Source organism: Chitinophaga sp. RAB17, assembly GCF_052114225.1.
In the GTDB taxonomy this organism is placed as follows: Bacteria; Bacteroidota; Bacteroidia; order Chitinophagales; family Chitinophagaceae; genus Chitinophaga.
On record NZ_JBFREI010000005.1, the window covers coordinates 126387 to 149129 of the forward strand.

Genomic DNA, 22743 nt, shown 5'->3' on the forward strand with positions numbered 1-22743 from the left:
TTCAGATGGCTTTTACATTAAAAATTAACATTTATTCCGAGGCGTACCGAGCGGGTGACGGGTGTTGTACCTCCATCCACACCACGGGAAAGTCCGGTTCCGGTATTTACTTCCGGATTATAACCTGAATAAGATGTCAGCGTAAACATGTTCTGGAAATTCGCATAGCACTTAATACCCGACAGTTTTAAACGTTTAATAATAGATGCGGGCATCGTCCATGACAGCGTAATATCACGGCATCGCAGATAGGTACCATCTTCCAGATAATAGTCAGTGGATTCCCTGGGATCGAGTACGGTTCCCGACACCTGTACTTTTGTGACTTCATTGTTCTTACGAATTCGTGCAGCTTCGTCTTCACTCATATCAGGTGTTATCATTCTGTAACGCTGATCAAAAAGATCTTTCCGGAAATTGGCCAGGCCGCCGTAAGAGGTGCTGTTATAAATCTCATAATAGTTGAAGATTTTATTACCTACAGAATAGCTGAAGAATGTAGACAATTCAAAATTTTTGTAAGCAATGGAGGAACTGAATCCACCAAAGAATTTAGGTAATGCACTGCCAAGGTATGTTCGGTCTGCATCATTGAGCACACCATCATTATTTAGATCGGCATAGCGTCTGGCGCCTTCTTTAACCCCTGGCTGAAAATCAGCCGGTTTTTTATTAATGGTTTCATCCGTCCACACTCCAATAGTTTTCAGACCATAAAACTGGCCAATAGGTTGTCCCGGCTGCAGGCGGAATAAATAGGCACTTCCTCCCACCTGGTTAACGTCGAGATATTCTCCATTGCCTCCTGATAATTGATCGATCCGGTTCCTGTTAAAACCGATATTTGCGTCTATGTTCCATTTTACATCTTTAGTGTTGATAATCTTCACTCCTGCGCTAAATTCAATGCCTTCATTGGAAAGGGTGGCCACATTCTTTGTAAGCGAAGCATAGCCAGTGGTTAATGGCGGAGTGGTACTGAACAACAAGCCGTCCGTTTTCTTGCTGTACACTTCAGCAGTAAGTGAAACCCTATCGTTAAAAAGCCCCATATCAGCACCCAGGTTAATAGACGTAGACCTTTCCCATACGAGCATTGGATTGGGTAATCCGGTTGGTGCAACACCGATATTTAATGTGTTTCCGAATACCACACTGGCCACACTCAATGTACCGATGGTGGAATAGGATGGTATAGATTGATTACCTACAATTCCCCAGCTGGCACGCCATTTCAGATCGCTGATGACAGATCGCAGCGGAGCAAACCACTTTTCCTGGTTCATACGCCAGGCAGCACTCAGTGCAGGAAATATCCCATACCGCTCATTTTCTAAAAATTTGGAAGTACCATCTACACGGCCGGAAGCGCTGAAGTAATAGGTAGATTTGTAATTATAAGATGTACTGATAATGCCTGATACCAGCTGATTGCCATTATAGGAAGAATAAGGAATACCAGGCGAGGAGCCTGACTGAAGGGAATTATAACTGGTAATATTAGAGGTAAATCCCTGTGTGGACGCAGTTTGCGACTTGGATACAAACTTTTCAGCGGATGCTACTGCGAAAGCCGATAAGAAGTGATCTTTACCAAAACGCTTGTTGTAATTTGCCTGTACCTGGTAAAGTAAGCCGTTATTTTGCGAGGTGCCTGTACTGGCGGCGCCTTTCAAAGTACTGGTGGAGTTGATGTAGGTATTGGGCGTGTAATTCTCCAGCAAATTATTGAAACTCGTAATCCCGAGTTTTGTGCTTACCGTAAATTCCCTGGAAACATTCCAGTTCAACCCGAAATTTGCCAGCAACTGAGAAGCGGTATAAACGTTTTTCACGCCCTTATCCCCATCATATTCCAAAGGATGGTTGGTAGCTGCCAACCCTCTGACAGCAGTGGCATCGAACCGGGGATTATAATAAATGACTCTTCCCCTGGCCACATCTGCCATAGTCGTCTGACCATAGCCATACTGGTAAGTGGACAGGTAATTGAGGTTCCCATCGGGATTAACCAGCGGTGAAGAAGGGGCCCAACCCAATACTTTATTAGACAAGGTACCGTTGGGTTGCCCATTCCGCACAGAATTGGTGATGTTGGCGCTGGCCGTAAAAGTAACATCCGGATGAAGTTTCCCTTCATAAGTTATCTTCCCATTGTACCTTTTCATGGAACTACCAGGGATGATACCGTCGAGAAAATAATATTGACCGGAGACAAAAACTTTATTTTTTGCATCGCCACCAGAAATACTGGTGTATATATCTGTAGCTGGCGCCACCTGCTCCAGTTCCCGCTGGTGATCATACGATGTAAGGGAATCAATTTCAGATGGAAGATAAGGCTGTATAGCGGTGGTATTGTAGCCAATTGCTTTGCGGTATGCCCAGGCCTCATTTACATAGGTAGCATAATCCCTGGCCCCCAATACCTTCACATTTTTTGAAGAGATAGAACCGGAACGATTTGCATTTAAGGTCACTCTTATTTTCCCTACTTTACCCGTTTTTGTGGTAACAAGCACTACACCATTGGATCCTCTCGAACCATAAATGGCGGTTGCCGCAGCATCCTTCAGGATCTCGATACTTTCAATATCATCGGGATTGAGCATGGAAAGTGGATTGGAGGTACTGGAAGAAGCAAGACCTGTTGCACCATTAGACAGATTAGTTTCAGGCATATTAAAAGGAATACCATCGATCACATACAGCGGCTGGGTAGAATAGCTGATAGAATTTATCCCCCTGATTTCAATACTGATACCACCTCCGGGTTCAGCACTGTTTTCCATTACCTGCACGCCGGCGGCCCGGCCACCAATCAACTGTTGAAAGTTAGAATACCCACCTTCTGTATTATTTTTTGTATCCACTTTCGTTACGGAAGTAGTAAGATCTTTTTTCCTTTTGCTTTCATAACCAATGACTACAAAATCATTGAGGTCAGCAACGGCTGGCTGGAGATAAATAGTGGCTGGTAGCCTGGAAGCCTGGTACTCCAAATGCTTATATCCGACAAAAGTGATCACCAGCACATCTGTTGGATTTGCAGCAATTGAAAACATGCCGCTGCCATTGGTGGTGGTTCCCTGTTTTGTACCCTTCACGAGTATAGATACAGATTCAGCCGCGTCGCCTGTTTCCAGTTTAATCTTGGCAGTGGCTGTAATTTTTTGCGCTTGCGCAATAGATGATAGGAATAAGCAGACAATCATTGTCAATGCTTGCAGGATTCTTTTTTGCATATCATTTTTTTTGGTCGACAGTCCCGTAACCCATTCCTCCGGATACTGACAATGTTTCATAAAAGCGTGGAAGAATTAAATATTTTTCAAAACGTGTTTACTCTTCAAGCGTGGTATTTGTTCTTCGAAACTAATGCAAATCCTTACTGCTTCAACGTTTACGGAAATTTTGTTACCGGGAACGTTCCCATTGATCCTGTTTTTTTACATCTCTGGCAATTCAGCCAGCATGGCCTCTTTCACGTCTATCTTCATCTTTTCCCTACGGGCAGCCACCATGTGCTCAAAATATTGACAACCATGGTATCATTACCGCTGTTAATCGGTAGCTGCCCGGAGGCAGCCACCTTCAAAAACAGAACATGGCATAGGATAAATAGGAACTTTAGCAGGGCCGCTCCATACGCTTGCCATCATTGGCATCATCCCCTGCTGTGTTATCTACATAATACATCGTTCGCTTAACCGGCAGGGCCGATGGTGATAAAGACTGTTTCGCGTAGCTAACCTGCAGGCATAGCAAGGCCCCAAGGGTAAATATCCCTTTGTACATAGCTTACAATAAATTAGTGATCAGTAATGTTAGCACACCGGTTGTCAAGGCCGTGTTCTTATTTGGTTGACCCGTTATTTCAGTATTTGTTCCAAAATTGTATATCCTCCTTCATGCTGCACAACGCGCCTGCCGTTGAGCCATACTTTCGCTTTGTAAAATACAGCCTCAAACTTCAACCAAACATGATGTCCTTTTGGTACCGCGGCCTTAAACTTTCTGAAGTACCAGGCCGTTCCGGTATAAAATGTATATCGCTGATCAATGCTAAAACAATGAGGCACGCTAACTTTATCGAATTTATCAGCCGGAAAAGAAGTCCATGTACCATTTAAACCATTAGATGAACCTTGTGCTGTTAATCCCAGGGAAAGGCAGAGGCATAATAATAATGGAGATAATTTCATGACCTTGACAATTGTTCGTTTTCTAAGCTGGCTGACAAAACACACCGGCAGGTAATGTTCTGTCACTGAATAAAAGTGCTGTATTCCCTCATTAAAAGTGTGCGATTTGTATATTGACGACTACTATACAAATGTAAGCAAGCGGATAACAATTTATAGTAAACCAAAATAATTGAAGCCGGGAACGGTTGCGGTGTTCCTATCCATCCAATTTGTTAAAATGCAACCCTTTGCAATTTCATTCCGGCAAAGCTGGTGGTCCTGCCATCCTGCTCTGCCAGCAGGCTGCTGCAAAAATGATGTTCTGCCATCGTTACCAGTTATCGGTTCGGAAAGGAGCAACGGGCAATCCGAAAGTATTATATACGTTACCCACACCAAAATCCTTAAAGGCATACCTCACAGCAACCGGTTTGGCCACTTTATCACTGCTTACCACTATTGTATTACTCCAGTTTTTTGCAGTTGCAGGATAGAAAACCTTATCCAATCCGGCAACTTCGAACCCGATAATTTCACGACCATATGTGGTGAAACACTGGGGCGTATCGTTGAACGTTAGGGTTACCCGATCACCAGCCACCTTCATTTCCGGGTATACCGGACTTTGATAGGCGATGCCTGTTTTCTTATAGGTACGTGCCAATGCCCAGTAAAGCAATCTTTTGCTGATCGTAGTTTTATCAGATGGATGAATGTTTAACTCCTCCCCTACATCTGTAGTGACTATCATGCCCACATTGGGGATTTGAGATTGAGCCAGTTGTTGTTTTTCGCGCAGGTATGGAACAGAATCGCCGTTATTCGGATTTTTATAGGGAGCGATCTGAACATAGTAAAATGGGATCGTATCTCTTTTCCAGTTTTCCCGCCAGCTGGCCACCATCGATTTCATCAACTGGTCATAATTATAAGGCTGGCGGATATTCGCTTCCCCCTGGTACCAAAGAAAACCCTGGATTCCAAAGCCGGCTATTGGAGCAATCATGCCGTTATAAAGGGCAGATGGATCATAAGGGCTTATTTTGGATTTTGCTACCCGAGGCTTCTCAGCAGAAAAACGGGCGATAGCGTTTTCAGGCATCCACGATTGAATCCGGGTTCCTCCCCAGTCGGCCTCAATAATCCCCACCGGCACTTTTAATATTTCCTGCAGCATCATACCATACTGAAATGCAACGGCGCTAAAGGTAAAGGCACTTTCAGGCGAGGAAACTTTCCAGGCGCCTGAAACCTCCGTTAATGGGGTATCCGATACGGCATGCTGTACCTGGAACAAACGTAGCTTTTGATTATCGGCTTTGGTTAACAGGTCATTGGAATTTAAAATAGGAATACCTTTAAATCCCCGCATCGGCATTTCCATATTCGATTGGCCGGAGCATACCCAAACTTCTCCGATCAAAATATCCGTCAGCGTGAAGGGTATTCCGTCGCTAAATGTGATAGCGTAAGGGCCTCCAGCCTCAGGCGTTTCAATCATCAGCTGCCATTTACCATCAGGAGCCGCCTTTGTCTGGTAACCTTTTGCATTCCAGGAAGTGGTAATTTTTACGATGGCATTTGCTTCGGCATTTCCCCAAAGTGGCACATTACTCTTTTGTTGTAATACCATATTGCTGGCAATGATGGCAGGCAGCGTTATTTTCGCGGATGCCTGGCAAACAAAGCAGATCAATGCTACAAGAATAATTATTCTCAGTTTTAGTATAGACATGTATTAATAATTTATTCTCTTTTTTAAGAAGCACCTCCGGGATGATCCCCGAAGGTGCTTTCCATTTTTCGATTATTCCATATTTAAACACAAACAGTCAGTAGCGGGCATTCATGCGCTTACATCCGTGAGCCATCATTACAAAGCAGGCGGCGGGTTACCGGGCAATGTAAAAGAGACGGCATCTGCACGGGCACTGGTTCCCGATGTATTATTATAATTACGAACATAGCCGGTGGTACCAGCGGCAAAAGAATACTTACCTAAAAACACCCATCCGGAACTGCCCGTTGTATAATTTATATATTTAGTAGTGGTGCCACCGTTATATTTAATAACAATTTTGGCATTAGGATCGGAAGCGGGATTAACTACCTTGTAGATATACACGTCATTATATGCTGCATTTGGCATATTGGGCTGCCATTGTGCATATGCTGCCCCATCTGTACTGTACCTGGTGCTGCTGCCCTGATAACCAGGCAGCGAACTGTTTGCCCAATGACCGGATTCAGAATAACCTGTACCCATATTGTCTATCACTAAGCTCCATTCCTCAGGTATACCAAACTGTTTGTTATATAATTGTACATCGTCTACTTTAAGGGTCTCTCCGTCCGGACCATTGATAGAAAAGCCGATAACAGCCTTATTGGAGGTAACTACAATATTGTCCAAAGCAATTTTCGTCCACTCAGCCGAAGTGGGAATATCCACGTACTTTTCTGCATCACCCGTATTAAACGCGCGCATTCTGGCACTAACCATACCCGGTGTTTTTTTCACCCTGGCAGTTAAGCGATAGGTGCCATTAGGAATATAGTCTAATAGCTGTTTGGTGGTAATTTCAGGCACACCTGACTTAGCATCCTGCTGCAGATAAGTGCTTCCATTGTAGGCCGTACCGTCAGCAACCACCCTTACACCGTCTGTAGTGCTGTTGTTATAGATACCATCATAAACAACCCAGTTTATGACCTGCTCTGAAGATACTCCCCCTCCAAATTCAAAACTATTGTTCCCGATTAAATTGGCAGATATCGGTTTGTTATAATAGCGAAAATAATCCACCTTCATGCTGGCATCCGGGCCTGGTTGTCCGCCGTTAGACCACGTCGTGTTGGCCAGCGCAGATAACCAAACTTGCGTAGCGGCATATGCAGGTGTTACATGAGAGAACCGAAAGCGCTCTATACCATTTATGTAATAAATGACCGTATTGGGTAGCCATTCAAAGCCAACATTTATCCATTCATCCAGGTTCATATAGCTGGCATCGTAACGGTTAAAAGCCCCGCTGGTAGATTCGGAAACTTTGCTTAACCAGAAATTGGTTTTTCCGTGGTTCATGGCCGCATCAAGCTCTATTGCATCTATTTCAATCATTTGATTGTCTGTGGGAACCAAATCCTGTTTACCGGCTTCTTTATACTCGGTTCCAAGCGTTTGTCCCGTAAGAATACCCAGGCCATGCGTCCAAAAAGACTCGTGAAGACCAGTAGCACCATTATAAAATTTAATACGCGCCTCATAATAACCGTAACCGAATGCTTTTGAAGTAATCGCCCCTCCCCCACTGATATCATTAACACCATCGTTATTCCAGTCAACATCGTTACGATACGCAATATTGAGATAGCCAATACCATCCTGCGTTACCACCGAAACATTCTGCCGCTTATTATAACCTCCGACGTAATTTCCCGTTTCCCTGTAATACCACGCCGATGTATTCAACGCATTATTGTTAAACTCCTCTGCATAGGCCAGGGAATAACCGGAAGGAATAGGCGTAACTAAACCTGCCTGTGCTGTAGCGGTAAGTTTAGCTCCCGATAGTGATGTTTTATCGGACATCAAAAGTTCTCGTCGGCAAGACCCTGTCAACAACGAAGCGACTGCCAAAAGAGATAAAGGAAAAATTTTTATTTTCATAACTGGGTTTTAATATTACGATGCAATCGCATCGTAACGGTGAACGAGGAATAAATATTTAAGGCAAAAGAAGTGGCGTACCAGGTAGTGTGATGGCGATGGCATCTGCAATAGTGTTCCGGCCTGGTGTATTTGAATAATTACGGATACAGGTGGTTGCACCTTGGTTTAGTTTATAAGTGCCCAGTAATACCCAGCCTGGTTTTCCAACAGCATAATCCAGGTATTTTGTGGCGATACCATCTGCATGTTTAATTTCTATTCTAGCATTATTGTCGGCATCTTTTGCCACAGGCTTATAGATGTACACATCATAGCTGCCTGTTGCCGGTATGCGGGGTTGCCATTGAGCATAAATATCCGGGCTACTTTTGGAAAAACGTACAGAACTACCGTTATAACCCTTTATTGCATTTCCCCAGATGCCGCCTTCCTTCGGACTAAAATTGACGCTTCCCCGCCAGGTGCCTGATTCACTATACCCAGGCTCCAATTCCTGCAGTAATATGGGAAATGCTTTGTTAGGGTTAGGCATCGATTTATCATACAGTTCAACATTATCCACTTTAAGCCATTCACCATCTGCACCTGATGTTGTAAAGCCAACAAGGGCGCTGTTTGAAGTAACAATGATGTTGTCCAGTGTAATTTTGGTCCAGGTATCAGCCGGAGGAATATTTACAGCTATTTCTGCGGCGCCGGTATTGGAGGCACTCATGGTCGCCTTTTTCATACCTCGCGATCTTTTTACCCAGGCAGTCAGTTTATAGCTGCCATTCGGTATATAACTCATTCCGTAACTGGTGGAAATATAAGGAACGGTAGATTTACCATCCTGCTGCAGGTAGCCTTTCCCTTCGAAGGCAGTACCATCATATACTACACGGCTACCATCGGTTTGCTCGTTGTTGTAAATACCGTCGTATACTATCCAGTTGTTTACAGATTCAGAAGGTTTACCATCAAATTCAAAACTATAGTTCCCTATCAGGTTAGCATAAAGTGGCTTATTGTAGTACCTGAAATAATCTACTTTCATACTTGCATCCGGTAAAGGTTCCCCTTTAAACCAAAGAGTATTCGCGAGGGCACTCAACCAAACCTCCATAGCCGCATAAGCCGGCGTAGTATACGAATAGCGGTAACGTTCCACACCATCTATGTAATACTTTATCATTCCGGGTAACCATTCAAAACCTACATTTATCCATTCATCCAGGTTCATATAAGAAGAATCAAACCGGTTAAAAGCTGCGGCTGAAGATTCTGCAGGGCAATCACAAGGCTTTTTGTTGAACCAAAAATTCGTTTTCCCATAACTTATGTACGAATCAAGCTCAATGGCATCGATTTCAGTGGTAACATTATTCATAGGAAGCCTATCCCGTTTTGCCGCCTCATTATATACAGTATCGCCTGTTTCATTTGTACTAACCCCCAGCCCATGCGTCCAAAAAGATTCATGCAAACCTTTAGATCCCTTATAAAATTTAATACGTGCTTCATAGTAACCATATCCAAAGGTTTTCGTGGATATCACACCTCCCCCGCTGAGGTCAGGAACACCATCCCCATCATAGTCTTTATCCTTTTTGTAAGCAATATTAAGATAGCCAATACCATCCGCGGTAACCACTGAAACATTCTCCCGGCGATTAAACCCGCCGGCATGTTTACGTGCTATATGTCTGTAATACCAGTCGGCTGTATTCAATGAATTATTATTGAAATTTTCTTCATAAGCAAGTTTATAGTCTGGAGATATAGCCGTTAATGGTTGCAAATGAGTCGTTTTGGAATCACCGGATATTCGTGAAATGTTTGCGTTCTGGGCAAAAACTTTTCCTGATTGAGTCATTACTCCACTAATTGGCAAAGCACATAGCAAGAGCCGGAATTTTATTTTCATTTGGTTGTGTATAAAATGGATATAGAATAAGCTTAATTTTTACATACTGGAATTGACAGTGCGGACTCGCCTTTATATGAACCAGGCTCTTTCCTTCATAACGGATTTTATAATTTCCTGAGTGCGGTACTCACATTCAAAATTAATCTAAAGGTCCACTGATTCATCGTTTCACATTTTTTTTGCATCGGGAACGTTCCCACTGTTTCATCTATCAGATATCACACAGCGCATTAATAGAAATATCTCTGATACGAATCTTCCCTGATTCCATCAATGGCAGTGGAAATTGGTATTTGCCAAATTTTTCTTCGGAATCAGTACCTGTTCCTTCATTTATGGAGATATGATATAATTGAACTGGAATGATTTTCTATTTAGTTCAAAGATTCAGGATCACTAGTATGGTAAACAATAGGCAGTTGCAATTGATAAGCAATAGAGACATAGACGTTTGAGGTGATTATTTCAGGGAAGATGAAACCGTTAGTAAATGATGGACAAAAATTAGGATTAGAAAGCACCTTTCTATTTACTTGTACAGGTACAGAGTAAACATCCCAAACCAAAGGCATTAAAGATGAAAGAAAAAACCTTTTAGAACACATCAAGGCATATTCAGAACTAATAAGAGCAGTTATTCCAAAAAAAATCACCCATGAAGACTACAAGGAAGGTAAAGAGGAATATGAAAAGCAATTATAAAATTGGAAAACCGTCTTTCTGAGGTACCACAAAAGACATACAACATAGACGGCATTCTTGAAAAAGGAATGGAAAATATCGCTCAATTAGATACCCTTTACGATAATGGAGACATTGAGAAGAAGCGGAAGATAATTGGTTCGATATTTCCTGAAAAATTAGTTTTTACTGGGTAGGTATATCGAACCGGCAGATTGAATTATGCAGCACAGGTAATTTACAATATAGATAAGGCTTTCAAGCAAAAAGAAAATGGGACAAGCGTAGATATTTCTAGCTTGTCCCATCTGGTGATCCCCTTGGGACTCGAACCCAAGACCCATACATTAAAAGTGTATTGCTCTACCAACTGAGCTAGGGAATCGTTTCATTTAATGGGAGTGCAAAAGTAGGAATTAATTCAATACTTCCAAATTTATTTTAAAAAAAGTCATAACTCCAATGCATACACGCTAATCAATGCTGTATCTTTATCTGTATGACAACACCTAAAGAAATACCGGAACTATCCTTCGAAACCCAGCAACAATGGGAGAAGTGGCTGAAAAGCAATCATACGCAAACAGAAGGTATATGGCTGATCATCTATAAAAAAAATTCTAAAATCCCTTCTATTAATTATGACCAGGCACTGGAAGAAGCCCTCTGTTATGGATGGATAGATGGTATAAAAAAGTCAAAAGACGAAGTATCCTTCCTCCAGAAATTTACACCCCGACGCGCAAAAAGCATCTGGTCAGAAAAAAACACCAAACATATTGAACGTCTCACTGCCGAAGGGAGAATGAAACCCGCAGGTATTGCCCAGGTAGAAGCAGCCAAAGCAGACGGACGTTGGGAAAATGCATATGCTGCAGGCAGCAAGGCCACCATCCCGGAGGATTTCATGGCAGCGCTGAAAAAAAATAAAAAAGCCCTGGCATTCTTCGATACCCTGAATAAACAAAATTTATTCGCTATCTATTTCAGGTTGCAAAATGCAAAAAAACCGGAAACAAGAGCCAAACGCATCACTACTTTTATTGAGATGCTGGCAAAGCAGGAGAAATTTTATTAACCAGGCCGTTTTATTTTAACGGCCTGGTCGATAGTACTTATATCATCCCATTTGCATGAGGAAGAATAGCAGGAATAACCTGCGACACCCGCCAATGTTCTGTCAGCAGATTATTTTCCAGTCTGCAGATATCATAAAAAACAGCCGGCGCCTCTTCCCGCTTTCCCGTCCATTGCACCAGTACAAAGTCACCTTCTCCTATAATGCGATGAACCATCACCGGCCCCTGCTCCGCCAACTGCTTGTCCAGCCGGAATTGTAAAGGATCATGCGTAATATAGTCCGGCGCCAGAAAAACGGCTTCGGGGTGACGAAAAAAATCCGCTACCAGTGTCTTATTCTCCCCAGTCTTCCCAATATCCGTGATGGTAGTGGTACCACCTGTCATCGTCACATCGCCGGGAGCATATACCGGTTGCTCCTGCGTAGCATCCCAGTGTTCAGCCAGCTTCCCCTCTTCGAGGCGGTAAAGGTCCACAATGGCCATTTTTTTGCCCATAAACGCTACGTCCATATGCACCATTACGTATTCACCATCAGCAATGGTACGCACCACCGGTGATTTACTGTTGACCGGCGGTGGCGGCATTTTCTTCAGGTGCTGTAATGCCTCCAGCAGCCCTGCTTTACCGTCTTTTACCATGGGGCTGTGCTGAATATAGGCATCGTGCAGATATGTATCAATTACATCCGGATTCCGTTCTCCAATAAGATGTTTGAATGCGGCCAATACAATGGCTTTATTATCTGTAGTACTCATGTAAGTAATTATTTTAAAGGCAAAAGCTTGCCCGTAGCGCTGTAGCGCCGGAAAAATTAGTGATATAGCAAGGGAAAATTAGTGAAAGGAAATCCTGTTCCTTTTCGGGGAAGGCGGATTTTTGACAATCCTGATATGATATGTGGAGATAATTATTATGCTGTAAACCTACTCTTTTATTTGGAATAAACGCAGATTTGCCTTGAACAAAAAAAACGCGCCCGGATACCGGACGCGCTTCGATTGCTTTTATAAATGCTGGAACTCAGCCCATGGCATTGCTGTAAACGCCATCTGCGTCATTTTTCGCTTTGCGCATATATTTACGCATGGTACCTGCCGATTCCTTCATGGCATCTTTGGCATCTTCCAATAGATTTTCTCCCTGATGACGTTTTTTGAGATACAATATAACCAGGGATGCTGCTGTACCAACAGCTGCTGCTGCGAATAATATCTTTTTCATATTTCCCGTTTTAGTCCGAAATATAGAAAACCAATAGTCATGCCAACAACGGCATACACAACCGTTAATAAATTTCCTTACCAAACGGGGTAAAACTCAGGCTCATCAGCTTAAAATGCTGACGGGCAAAGGGTATCCCGATGATGGTGATCGCCAGTAATAAGCCAAATCCAAGATGTGCCAGTGCAATCCAGATGCCCCCGATAAATATCCAGATAATGTTAAAAATGGTAGACAAACACCCCGTTTGTCCAGGTACATCCCGCACCTGCCGCCCAAAAGGCATCAGGGTAAAGAAACCTATCTTAAAACATTGGAGCCCAAAGGGGATACCGATAATAGTCAGACAAAGCAATAGACCGCTGACCATATATTGCAGAAATGTAACAAGGCCACCAAAGATGAGCCATAGGATATTGCCGAGTAAGTTCATATCCCAAATGTAAAACGGAAGAGGGATATTCAGGAAAATACTTGATAATTTTTCCCAAAAAACAAGTGTTTTTATGACAGAATAGTACCTGAAGCATGGCGGTATCGAAATTTTACAACCCGCACAAAGTATTCCCTGGCAGGAAAACAGCACCTTTATCGCTGACGGAATGGAGCAACACTAACGGCACCTGACTGCTGATTATTCCCGGCTGCTGTTATATTCGCGCATATAGAAGCGGAATTCTATTAAAAACTATCCTGACCAGCCGAACATTTAAATCATAAAAGTGTTCTTTAGAGTGGACAATGTAACATTCCCTTTCCAAAACAGTAAATAGTATACCTGTAATTATCAATCGTAGCCGTAAAAAAGCCACCATGACTCAATGAGCAAATCGCACGCAAATATTCAGCTATAGCCGTAAATATTTATCAACCTCTAAAAAAAAATGTATGTGGAAATTTCTACATTCCTGCAAACGCAGGGCTATCTCGTTGTACCTTCTTCTCTGCTGCACGGCAGCATTTGCACAAAACATCAGGGTGACCGGTAAAGTTACCGCCGCCAACAAAGAAGCTATTCCAGGTGTGTCTGTGTTGCTGAAAGGCACTAAAACAGGCGCTATCACCGATGCCCAGGGCATTTATTCTATCAACTCACCAGGCAATGGCACCCTCGTATTTAATGCCGTTGGATTTGTCAAACAGGAAGTCCCCATCAATAACCAGACAATCATCAACGTTGCGTTGGTAGAAGACAATAAACAACTCGGCGAAGTGGTGGTAACAGCGCTGGGTATCACCAAAGCGAAAAAGAGCCTGGGATATGCCACTACGGAAATCAAAGGCGCCGACCTTGCAGTCACCAATGAAGTAAATCCTGTAAACGCCCTGCAAGGTAAAGTAGCAGGTGTTCAGATAGACCAGGGCGCCGGTGGCCTTTTTGGAAGCACCAAAATCGTGATACGCGGTAACTCCACCCTGAGAAATAATAACCAACCCATTTTTGTGATAGATGGGGTGATTATTGAAAACAATACGTTCAATGGTACAGGACGCGACTTCGGTAACGACCTGAAAAACCTGAACATGGAAGACTTTGAAAGCGTTACGGTACTAAAAGGATCTTCTGCCGCCGCCCTCTACGGCTCCCGCGCCATCAACGGTGTTATCCTGATCACTACCAAAAAAGGACATGAAAGAAAAGGTTTAGGCATTAACGTTAGTCAGACGGTGAATGTTTTTCAACCCTACTCCGGCCCCGATTTCCAGAATGAATACGGCGGAGGAACAGTAGGGGCATTCTATACCGATAGCCGTGACCAGAACTACAAACCCACCGAAAACTGGAGAACTAAAGTGTTTCCGACAGATCCAGTTACCGGCAAACCATATATCGACCGGCAGATAGGCAGGGAACTGGAAAACTGGGGTCCCCGCTTCGCCGGACAGGATGTGATCAACTATGATGGTACCCCTACCAAATATGTAGCCCAGCCCAACAACTTCATGGACGCCTTTCAAACCGGCCATGGCTCTGCTACCAACATATCGCTCGACGGCGGCAACGATCGCTCCACCTTCCGGGTGTCTTATACCCGCGACCAGAGCGAAGGTATTGTTGCTAAAAACAGTCTGCTTAAAAATAGTATAGACTTACACGTTACACATATCGTCAACAAATGGCTGAGCGCCGATGTCAGCGCCAACTATACCGATTTCTCCGGCAGAAATCCACCCAGGCTTGGAGGACTCGACGCTTTCGCCTCCTATAATTTTGGTAAACTATTCACCTGGCTGCTCCCACGTAACTATGATACCAAATACTGGATGCAGAAAGATAAATATACCAGCGTCCTGGGTGGAACACCCAACCCGGCAGATCCCAATGAACCTAATAAAGCACCGGAATCACGATTCTGGTTCAACCTCTTTGAAAATGAATATCTCCAGAACGAACAAACCATCCGCGGTCGCGTAGCCCTTACTGCTACTATCAATCCGTGGCTGAGAGTGGTGCTGGAAGGAAATGTCAATAACCTCTACACCAGGAATGAAGACAAAGAACTCGGACAGAATCCGAATTTCAACGGCGGCTTGTATGGCCTGGGACATACCAGCAAAGAAAGCTATTTCCTGAAATGGATGGCAATGGTCAACAAAAGTCTGACGAAAGACCTGGACCTCAGCGGCTACGTCGGCGGAGAAACCCAACGGTTTCAAACTACTTACAACTACAGCAAAACCGATGGAGGCCTGAGTTATCCAGGCAACTACTTCCTCGCCAACTCTGTTAATAAACCAATTGCACAAGGCGGCCTGAAAAGCAAAAAAGCTTTCAACTCCATTTATGCCAGCGCTGATCTGGCCTGGAAAAATCAATTATTCCTGCAGGGAACTTTCCGGGGCGACTGGTCTTCCGCATTGACTTATACAAATGGTACCGGTAACTTCTTTTATACCTATCCCGCAGTAAGTCTTTCCTGGCTATTTTCAGAAACATTTAAACTACCGGAATGGATTACCTACGGTAAATTCAGAGGCAATATTGCCTGGCTGGGTAATGATACAGATCCTTTCACCATCAACCCAGGGTTCGCATTTAACGGCTACACAGAATCCCTCGGCGTAGATATTCCTATCTCTACCTACAGTCGCTATCCCGATCCGCTCACCGGTAAAATTATAGCCCTGCAGCCCAACCTGAAACCAGAACGAAAGATCGCCAAAGAGCTGGGGGTAGAAATGCGCTTCCTCAAAAACAGGATAGGATTTGATGTTTCTGTATACCAGGACAACACCAAAAAACAAATCCTGGACATAGGCACTCCTCCGGAATCCGGCCTGGAAGGTGTCATCATCAATGCCGGAAACATCCGGAACCGTGGCCTGGAAATTACGATCGATGGTACCCCTGTTAAAACAAAAAACTTCGAATGGAACACCAATGTAAATTACTCTCTTAACAGGAATATGATCGTGGACCTGGCCCCCGGCAGATCCGAATATGACCTGAAAGCGAATATTGGAGAAATCAGTACCTGGGCTGTAGTAGGTAAGTCCTATGGCACCCTCCGTACACTTATCCACTCCAAAGCCTATCAGGCTACTGATGCCAATGGAAAACCAATCGCAGATCCCAACAACGGCAAACCAGAACTGGCCTGGCGTTCAGATGGCCGCACCGGGTTCCCAGTCCGCAGCAATACTTTACAGGATGTAGGAGATATCAACGCCAAATTCCGTGCGGGATGGGGCAATACTTTCCGGTACAAAAATATTTCACTGAACATATTACTGGATGGTAAATTCGGTGGAGACTTTGTACTCCTCACCTACCGCTATGGTACACATACCGGCGTATTCCCTAATACCCTTGCCGGCAGAGATGCAGAACACGGTGGCATTACCTGGAAAAGTGGATATGATCAACAGGTGTATGATGACGGTCTGATACCCGATGGTGTATTTGCCAAAGGGCAAATGATTACCCAGCCTAATGGTACACAGGTAAATGTAGGTGGTATGACCTATCAGCAAGCCTATGATAAAGGCTATGTGGAACCTAGCCATGCGCCACAGTTCTACTATCGCTATGGCTCTTCTTCTACCGGCGTATCCGATTACTGGATTAAAAAGAACTCGTGGATCTCGCTGCGGCAGGTATCACTGGCCTACCAGTTCTCTCCACAACTCTGCAAAAAAATGATGCTCAACAATCTCAGTGTCGCTATAGTAGGACGTGATTTATTATACCTGTACAATTCACTGCCTTATAATTACAACCCGGCATCCAACAACTCCAACAATACGGCATTCTCCGGGGAAGAAGGATTTCTACCCATGGTACGCTCCATTGCAGGCACTATCCGGGTGGGCTTCTAGGTAAAAAATTGTACTTACTAAAAACAACGACCATGAAAAAAATAATAAACCGATCTATAAAATACTGCATACTATTGGCACTGCTGGGCAGCAGCTCCTGCTCCAAAAATTTTGGCGATATCAATACAGATCCCAGCCTTGTAGCCAAGCCGGATGTTAAATTCCTCCTTAGCTTTTCGCAGGATAAAATCATCACCTACCAGGGAACAGAATGGGTATACGAAAGCATGGAACAACTCATGCGCTTTACGCAGTCTGTCACCACCAGCCCGTATGAAATCACCGGCAATGTAAATACCCGCTATAATATTTACTACCTGCAGATTCTGCCTAATCTTTTTGAAATAAGAAAACAGGTGGAACTCATGCCTAATAAAGACCAGTACCAGAAAATAAAAATGGTCACCTACATTTTACAGGTGTTGCATGGTCTCAAGGTAACAGATATGAACGGCTCCATTCCATATACACAGGCGATAGAAGGGCGCTATGATGCGATGTACAGCCCGGTGTTTGATGAGCAGTCTGCCTTAATTAATAACTGGCTCGCCCAACTGAATGATGCCATCAAAGTATTATCAGATAACACGCTGCCTACCCAGGTCACTTACTCACAATCAGATATCTTTTACCAGAGCGATTGGGTTAAATGGGTGAAGCTCGCCAATACACTGAAGCTCAGAATAGCCGCCAGGCTGGAAAATGCAGACAATGCAAAATGTAAAACCATCTTCCAGGAAGTGTTAAAAGATCCGACGGGCGCTATCAACGGCGATGATTCACAGGTCAAATATCTAAACAGTACCTATTCACCGTTTGGAAACAGCACCGACATTGATTATCGCAGTCGCCGCTATGCTACCACTTCCATTATGACGTTCCTTAAAAAAAGTAACGATCCGCGGCTACCGGTATATTTTGAAAAAAATGATTTGGTAGGTACGTATAAAGATAGTCTTGCTTTCTACAATGTCACCCTTCCTGCATTTATTAATCCAAACGATCCGCTGATCCAGTTCCAGGGAGGCCCGGCCGATTGGACCACCAATCCTACCGTAGCCGCTTATATCGGCAACTCATTTAGTATTGGTCCTTTTACCAAGTACAACCTGATATCAGCGATCAACCGTAAATTCTTCTCTCCAAAACTTAATCAGTCAAAAGATAATTTCCTGGATGTTTCTGTAACGTATGCAGAAACCTGTTTTTATATCGCAGAATTTATCCAGAAAGGATATGCAGGTGGAGTAGATACAAAAGGTACAGCAGAAGACTGGTACAAAAAAGGGGTTACTGCTTCTATTCAAACCAATAATGCCATTGCTGTTGCAGCAGGATCTGCCACCGCCTATACCGGCGATGGATCTACAGAAATCGGTAACTACCTGAATAACGCCAACGTAAAATTCAATGGCAGCAATAACCTGGAACGCATCTACATACAGGAATACCTGAGCTTTTACCGGCAGCCCAATGAAGCGTATGTCTTTTGCAGACGCACTGGCTACCCTAAAAATGCATCTGCGTATTATGCCAGGGAAACCTTTAATGAATTAATACCGCGCCGCTTCTGGTTACTGGATCCGGGAGAAGTAAACCGCGCTAACTGGAATGCCGCCATGCAGCAACAGGGCTTTACACCCAATGCGCAGGATTTGCCAACGCTTAGCTCACAAAGAATATGGTACGATAAATCAGCACCTGATTTTGGTAAAGGACAATAAAGGTAAAGGATAATAAAAAAGAAGAGGCCGGCCCATAATTAAATGGGCCGGCCTCTTCTTTTTTATTATTATGCAGGGGCAGAAGAAATGTTATCAGAGAATGAAAATCTCCGGAACGTTTATACAAGAACAGATGAAAATGGAAGAACAAAGATCATATACCACGGCCTTCGCGGAGACACACTTATTTATGACCGTTCAATAAGAGAAGTAAGTGACTGCACTATCTTATACATGCCCTCTTTTTTAATAGTTGAAATTTTAACGACTAATCCGGCAACACCACCGGAATCACATCTTTTCCATTCCAATTCCTTTCAGTCACTACTTTTCCTTTATTCATCACCGTTACCTTCAATTGCTTACCCGAACGTTTTACCACAATATCCATATCAGCATCAAATGCCCGGATATGCCGCAGCGCCATATTATTCCAGGTGGCTGGCAAACGCGGACACATATCAAACTCCCGTAATCCCGTGGGCACGATGCCAAAAAGTCCTTCTGTAATCACACGGCAATACAACGCACTTTCTGCGGAAAGATGTCGCTGATCACCCTCTGGCCAGGCCTCTACCGGGTAAGGTACGTGCTCTCCCAGTAAACGCTGCCGGGTATAATAAGCCAGGTATTTCAGGGTGGTATCCGTAGCTCCCGCAAAGAAAAGTCCGCGGAAAGCATATAAAGTTGACCGATCCCAGAAAGTATGATCCCCTGCTGCGGTGAGGATGCCATTGCTGGTCCACAGGTATGGCGACAACAACGCTTTCATCGTTGCGTCACGGCGTTCATTGATGCCCATTACCAGGGGTAAACAGATCCAGGAACGTAACACCGTATTTTCTTCGTAATAACGATAGGTATCAAAACCCTGCACGGTATGTCCGAAGAAATGTTCTATATCAGCGCCCAGTTGTTTGGCACGTTGATGATACAATGCTGCGGTATCCTTATTGCCAAGTGCAGTAGCCAGGTAGGCCGCACTCTCGTAGGCACCGTAGGCCAGGGCGTTGGTAGACAAGTTAGCTTTCCCCGCCGGAAACCGGCCTTCCAGTTCATCGGCATCGGAAGTAATTATACCATCCGGCCTTTTGTGCAACTCCAGGTATTGCAGGCACCAGTTGATCAACGGATACAACTGTTTTGCAATAGTCTTATCACCCGAAGCCAGCGCAAAACGTGCCGCCCCATAAGCAATCATAGCCTGATCGCCGCGGTCGCGGGCACCGTTCCAGTACCCATCTCCCTCTGCAATCACAGAACTGGGAATAGGCTGGTACGCTGCATTCATATAGCGGGCAAATAAACGGAAACTATTCGCCGCCGATTCATTACCATTGGCATTACCCAGGAAAGGGAAAAACGGGTTGGCGTATTCTGCCTGATCGTTTGCCCAGATGGCAGCATAATAGGCGCCGCCGCCAGGGCCATGCATTAAACCGGCTTTGGTATCATAAATACTTTCGGTAGCCCGGATCTTGGCAAAAGCAAAACCCCGGTTAATAGTATCGTTAGGCGTTTCCAGTACAAGGTCCTGCATCAGCTCCTGCACAAAAGCAGTTCTGCGCAACAGCTCATAAGCCGGCGAAAAATAATAGGCAGGCGTACTGACTTTACGGGCGCTATAAATAACCGCGATCGAATGCTTCTCTCCCGGCGCCAGCTCAAAACTGCCATAACCGGTTACTTCCGAGCGGATCACATATTCCCCGTATACACCTTTATCTGCCGCAGTATGCAGTTCACTCACGAGACTATCGATTTGTACACGGCAGGCATGGGCGCCATTATTTACCAGTTCCCGTGATTGAATGAATCCTGCTTTGTCTACCGATGGAAATAATACATCCGTCACCGTTAGATCTGTGTTGGTGCGGGAATGTATGCTCAAAAATCCTTTTAAATAAAAATCTTCCGGTGATACTTTCAACGGCAGGCCGTTTGCTGTAATAGCCGGTAGTTCTGTACCATCGAAATTCGTTTTCAGACTGGCATGTGTGTTATTGGGAATGGTGCGCAGCATAGGAAACACCAGCTGCTTCTTTAACAGCAGCTCCTGCTGATCATTTGTACCATAGATAATAATAGCAGAAAGCTGTTTGCCACTCATTTCAATATGATCCGTATGCGCGGGAGCACCGGCTACGGTCCAGCGGATACCGCCGTCTGCCGCCAGTGCCCAGCGGGGCGACTGCGCATACACATATCCTGTAATACATAACCAGCATGCCACTGCCAGGAAAAATCTGATGGTATTCATGTAAAACTATTTTAAGAAGAGGGCAAACAATGGACGAATGTAATTAATAACCCGGATTCTGCGTCAACTCACTATTTTTATTCATCTCTTCTTTAGGTATAGGGAATAGGTAGTTATTCACGTTAAATTTCCGATCCTGCAAAGTAAGATAGGTATACTTAAAAGTACCATCTGCCTTCTTTTCAATACTCACTCTTTTCAATGGTAAATTATCGGTTACCTCTGCAATCTTCCAGCGGCGCACATCAAAAAAGCGATGTCCTTCAAAACACAGCTCTATAGCCCTTTCATGATAGATCCTTTCTCTTAGCTCCTCACCGGTAGCGATAACATCCGGCAACTGCACACTGGCGCGGGAACGTACCAGGTTCAGGTACTTGCGGGCCGTTACTTCATCATGCTGCTCAAAAGCAGCTTCTGCGTAGTTAAGATAAATTTCACCCAGTCGGAAAGCAATCCAGTTCTGCGCACTGCCACCAAATATGTTGGTGTTGGTTTCATCTGCATACTTACGCCAGTTATAGCCGGTGAAGCTGGCGTTCCAGCTGTCTACACTGCTCTGCGGACTATCCATGCCGCCGGTAAAGTACTCTACATTACGGCCTTTGAATGGTGCACCATTAAATAAAATATTGGCATAAAAACGTGGATCACGGTTATCATACGGGTGGGCCGCATCATATCCGGATGCAGGATCAGTAATCATTTTACCGCTCTTCATTTCAAAAGCGTCTACTATATTCTGCGAAGGCACATAGGCGGAATAGCCATGTGATCCGTTAGGATAAATATAAACATCTATCGAGTTATCTGCATAGGTAGCGTTCATACCAAAGGAAAAAATCGCTTCCGGCGTTTTCTTATCCAGGAAGATCTGCTTGTAATCTGCCCGCTGATCCAGCCGGTAGTATCCCTGATCTGCCAGGTCTATGACTGCTTTGGCCGCATCTCCAGCCAGTTTCCATTTGTTGGGATCAACAGGATTACTATTATGCAGCTTGCTCGCAGCATACAACAGCGCCCTGGATTTAAAGGCCAGCACCGCCCCTTTGGTAACGCGGCCGGTATTAGCACTATTATAAGTAAATGGTAATCCTGGTAAAGCCTCATCCAGCTCCTTTATAACAAAAGCCATCACCTCATCATAGGTATTTCTTTTTACGGTGAAATTCTTGTCGGCAATAGTATAGGATTTGGTAATCAATGGTACCCCACCATAGCGGGATAACAGGTCAAAGTAGCACCAGGCCCTGATAAACTTCATCTCACCAATTAAACGGCTTCTAAGCGTTTCATCTCCCTTTACCCCTGTTATTCTTTCAAAAAAGATATTACAGCTGCGGATATATGCATAATCATCGGTCCAGTTATCAAGACCGGTATAATCCGGTGTAATCTGTCCGAGGTTAAAGCGAAACTCCCCTTCGTAGTTCCAGTGATCATATCCTTCATCGGAGGCGCCGGAAAGACCCGTAGTACTGGCTTTGCTAGAGGCATCAATAAAATGCGGCAGTATCCAGTATCTCGAATTCACATATGCTTCCACCAACCGCAGATCAGACCACATCACCTCGTCTGAATAGCTCATCGGAGGCTGTTTATCCAGTAAGTCTTTATTACAGGCAGATAGTCCCATACACACACAAAAGCCGCCTACAAAAAGTTTATATATCGTTTTGTTCATG

15 protein-coding genes and 1 tRNA gene are annotated in these 22743 nt (G+C 44.2%); 4 read left to right on the forward strand and 12 right to left on the reverse strand.

The window, feature by feature from the left end:
- Positions 1 to 17 precede the first annotated feature (17 nt).
- The 6 genes from AB4Z08_RS18345 to AB4Z08_RS18370 all read right to left on the reverse strand — a co-directional run bounded on the left by AB4Z08_RS18345 (position 18) and on the right by AB4Z08_RS18370 (position 9640).
- Entirely contained in the window at positions 18 to 3245 is a 3228-nt protein-coding gene (locus AB4Z08_RS18345) for a SusC/RagA family TonB-linked outer membrane protein (RefSeq protein WP_441575217.1), read from the reverse strand.
- A 385-nt stretch (positions 3246 to 3630) separates the two neighbouring features.
- On the reverse strand, positions 3631 to 3798 hold the full coding sequence (locus AB4Z08_RS18350; protein ID WP_441575218.1) for a hypothetical protein: 168 nt from the start codon (positions 3796 to 3798) through the stop codon (positions 3631 to 3633).
- Positions 3799 to 3872: 74 nt separating this feature from the next.
- A complete protein-coding gene (locus AB4Z08_RS18355; protein WP_441575219.1) occupies positions 3873 to 4271 on the reverse strand; it encodes a hypothetical protein in 399 nt (132 codons plus the stop codon).
- 247 nt (positions 4272 to 4518) lie between these two features.
- Entirely contained in the window at positions 4519 to 5922 is a 1404-nt protein-coding gene (locus tag AB4Z08_RS18360; RefSeq protein ID WP_441575220.1) for a sialate O-acetylesterase, read from the reverse strand.
- A gap of 138 nt (positions 5923 to 6060) precedes the next feature.
- Positions 6061 to 7857 carry a golvesin C-terminal-like domain-containing protein gene (locus AB4Z08_RS18365; protein WP_441575221.1) on the reverse strand — a complete coding sequence of 599 codons (1797 nt, stop codon included), beginning with the start codon at positions 7855 to 7857 and terminating at the stop codon, positions 6061 to 6063.
- 58 nt (positions 7858 to 7915) lie between these two features.
- Positions 7916 to 9640 (reverse strand): golvesin C-terminal-like domain-containing protein, encoded by a 1725-nt coding sequence (locus AB4Z08_RS18370; protein WP_441575222.1) that lies wholly within the window; start codon positions 9638 to 9640, stop codon positions 7916 to 7918.
- An 833-nt stretch (positions 9641 to 10473) separates the two neighbouring features.
- Here AB4Z08_RS18370 and AB4Z08_RS18375 point away from each other — a divergent pair.
- Positions 10474 to 10647, forward strand: coding sequence for a hypothetical protein (locus AB4Z08_RS18375; protein WP_441575223.1), 174 nt, complete (start codon positions 10474 to 10476; stop codon positions 10645 to 10647).
- Positions 10648 to 10759: 112 nt separating this feature from the next.
- Here the strand turns inward: AB4Z08_RS18375 and AB4Z08_RS18380 are convergent.
- Positions 10760 to 10835: transfer RNA gene (locus AB4Z08_RS18380), tRNA-Lys, on the reverse strand.
- A 114-nt stretch (positions 10836 to 10949) separates the two neighbouring features.
- Between AB4Z08_RS18380 and AB4Z08_RS18385 the strand changes: the two genes are divergently transcribed.
- Positions 10950 to 11528, forward strand: a complete 579-nt coding sequence (locus tag AB4Z08_RS18385; RefSeq protein WP_441575224.1) for a YdeI/OmpD-associated family protein — start codon at positions 10950 to 10952, stop codon at positions 11526 to 11528.
- 37 nt (positions 11529 to 11565) lie between these two features.
- On the opposite strand, the gene AB4Z08_RS18390 is transcribed toward AB4Z08_RS18385, so the two are convergent.
- The 3 genes from AB4Z08_RS18390 to AB4Z08_RS18400 all read right to left on the reverse strand — a co-directional run bounded on the left by AB4Z08_RS18390 (position 11566) and on the right by AB4Z08_RS18400 (position 13187).
- Positions 11566 to 12288 carry a nuclear transport factor 2 family protein gene (locus AB4Z08_RS18390; RefSeq protein WP_441575225.1) on the reverse strand — a complete coding sequence of 241 codons (723 nt, stop codon included), beginning with the start codon at positions 12286 to 12288 and terminating at the stop codon, positions 11566 to 11568.
- Between the two features lie 265 nt (positions 12289 to 12553).
- A complete protein-coding gene (locus AB4Z08_RS18395) occupies positions 12554 to 12754 on the reverse strand; it encodes a hypothetical protein (RefSeq protein ID WP_441575226.1) in 201 nt (66 codons plus the stop codon).
- Between the two features lie 64 nt (positions 12755 to 12818).
- Positions 12819 to 13187 carry a YccF domain-containing protein gene (locus AB4Z08_RS18400; protein ID WP_441575227.1) on the reverse strand — a complete coding sequence of 123 codons (369 nt, stop codon included), beginning with the start codon at positions 13185 to 13187 and terminating at the stop codon, positions 12819 to 12821.
- Positions 13188 to 13642: 455 nt separating this feature from the next.
- Here AB4Z08_RS18400 and AB4Z08_RS18405 point away from each other — a divergent pair, with 455 nt between their 5' ends.
- Positions 13643 to 17074 carry a SusC/RagA family TonB-linked outer membrane protein gene (locus AB4Z08_RS18405; RefSeq protein WP_441575228.1) on the forward strand — a complete coding sequence of 1144 codons (3432 nt, stop codon included), beginning with the start codon at positions 13643 to 13645 and terminating at the stop codon, positions 17072 to 17074.
- A gap of 32 nt (positions 17075 to 17106) precedes the next feature.
- Positions 17107 to 18798, forward strand: coding sequence for a SusD/RagB family nutrient-binding outer membrane lipoprotein (locus AB4Z08_RS18410; RefSeq protein ID WP_441575229.1), 1692 nt, complete (start codon positions 17107 to 17109; stop codon positions 18796 to 18798).
- Between the two features lie 268 nt (positions 18799 to 19066).
- On the opposite strand, the gene AB4Z08_RS18415 is transcribed toward AB4Z08_RS18410, so the two are convergent.
- Entirely contained in the window at positions 19067 to 21058 is a 1992-nt protein-coding gene (locus AB4Z08_RS18415; protein WP_441575230.1) for a hypothetical protein, read from the reverse strand.
- Between the two features lie 43 nt (positions 21059 to 21101).
- A complete protein-coding gene (locus tag AB4Z08_RS18420) occupies positions 21102 to 22742 on the reverse strand; it encodes a RagB/SusD family nutrient uptake outer membrane protein (RefSeq protein WP_441575231.1) in 1641 nt (546 codons plus the stop codon).
- Position 22743: the final 1 nt, after the last annotated feature.

Excerpts from the sequence above, each read along its gene's own strand:
- AB4Z08_RS18345 (WP_441575217.1), bottom strand. The coding sequence starts at position 3,245 with ATGCAAAAAAGAATCCTGCAAGCATTGACAATGATTGTCTGCTTATTC.
- AB4Z08_RS18350 (WP_441575218.1), bottom strand. The coding sequence starts at position 3,798 with ATGTACAAAGGGATATTTACCCTTGGGGCCTTGCTATGCCTGCAGGTT.
- AB4Z08_RS18360 (WP_441575220.1), bottom strand. The coding sequence starts at position 5,922 with ATGTCTATACTAAAACTGAGAATAATTATTCTTGTAGCATTGATCTGC.
- AB4Z08_RS18365 (WP_441575221.1), bottom strand. The coding sequence starts at position 7,857 with ATGAAAATAAAAATTTTTCCTTTATCTCTTTTGGCAGTCGCTTCGTTG.
- AB4Z08_RS18385 (WP_441575224.1), top strand. The coding sequence starts at position 10,950 with ATGACAACACCTAAAGAAATACCGGAACTATCCTTCGAAACCCAGCAA.
- AB4Z08_RS18390 (WP_441575225.1), bottom strand. The coding sequence starts at position 12,288 with ATGAGTACTACAGATAATAAAGCCATTGTATTGGCCGCATTCAAACAT.
- AB4Z08_RS18395 (WP_441575226.1), bottom strand. The coding sequence starts at position 12,754 with ATGAAAAAGATATTATTCGCAGCAGCAGCTGTTGGTACAGCAGCATCC.
- AB4Z08_RS18400 (WP_441575227.1), bottom strand. The coding sequence starts at position 13,187 with ATGAACTTACTCGGCAATATCCTATGGCTCATCTTTGGTGGCCTTGTT.
- AB4Z08_RS18405 (WP_441575228.1), top strand. The coding sequence starts at position 13,643 with ATGTGGAAATTTCTACATTCCTGCAAACGCAGGGCTATCTCGTTGTAC.
- AB4Z08_RS18410 (WP_441575229.1), top strand. The coding sequence starts at position 17,107 with ATGAAAAAAATAATAAACCGATCTATAAAATACTGCATACTATTGGCA.
- AB4Z08_RS18415 (WP_441575230.1), bottom strand. The coding sequence starts at position 21,058 with ATGAATACCATCAGATTTTTCCTGGCAGTGGCATGCTGGTTATGTATT.
- AB4Z08_RS18420 (WP_441575231.1), bottom strand. The coding sequence starts at position 22,742 with ATGAACAAAACGATATATAAACTTTTTGTAGGCGGCTTTTGTGTGTGT.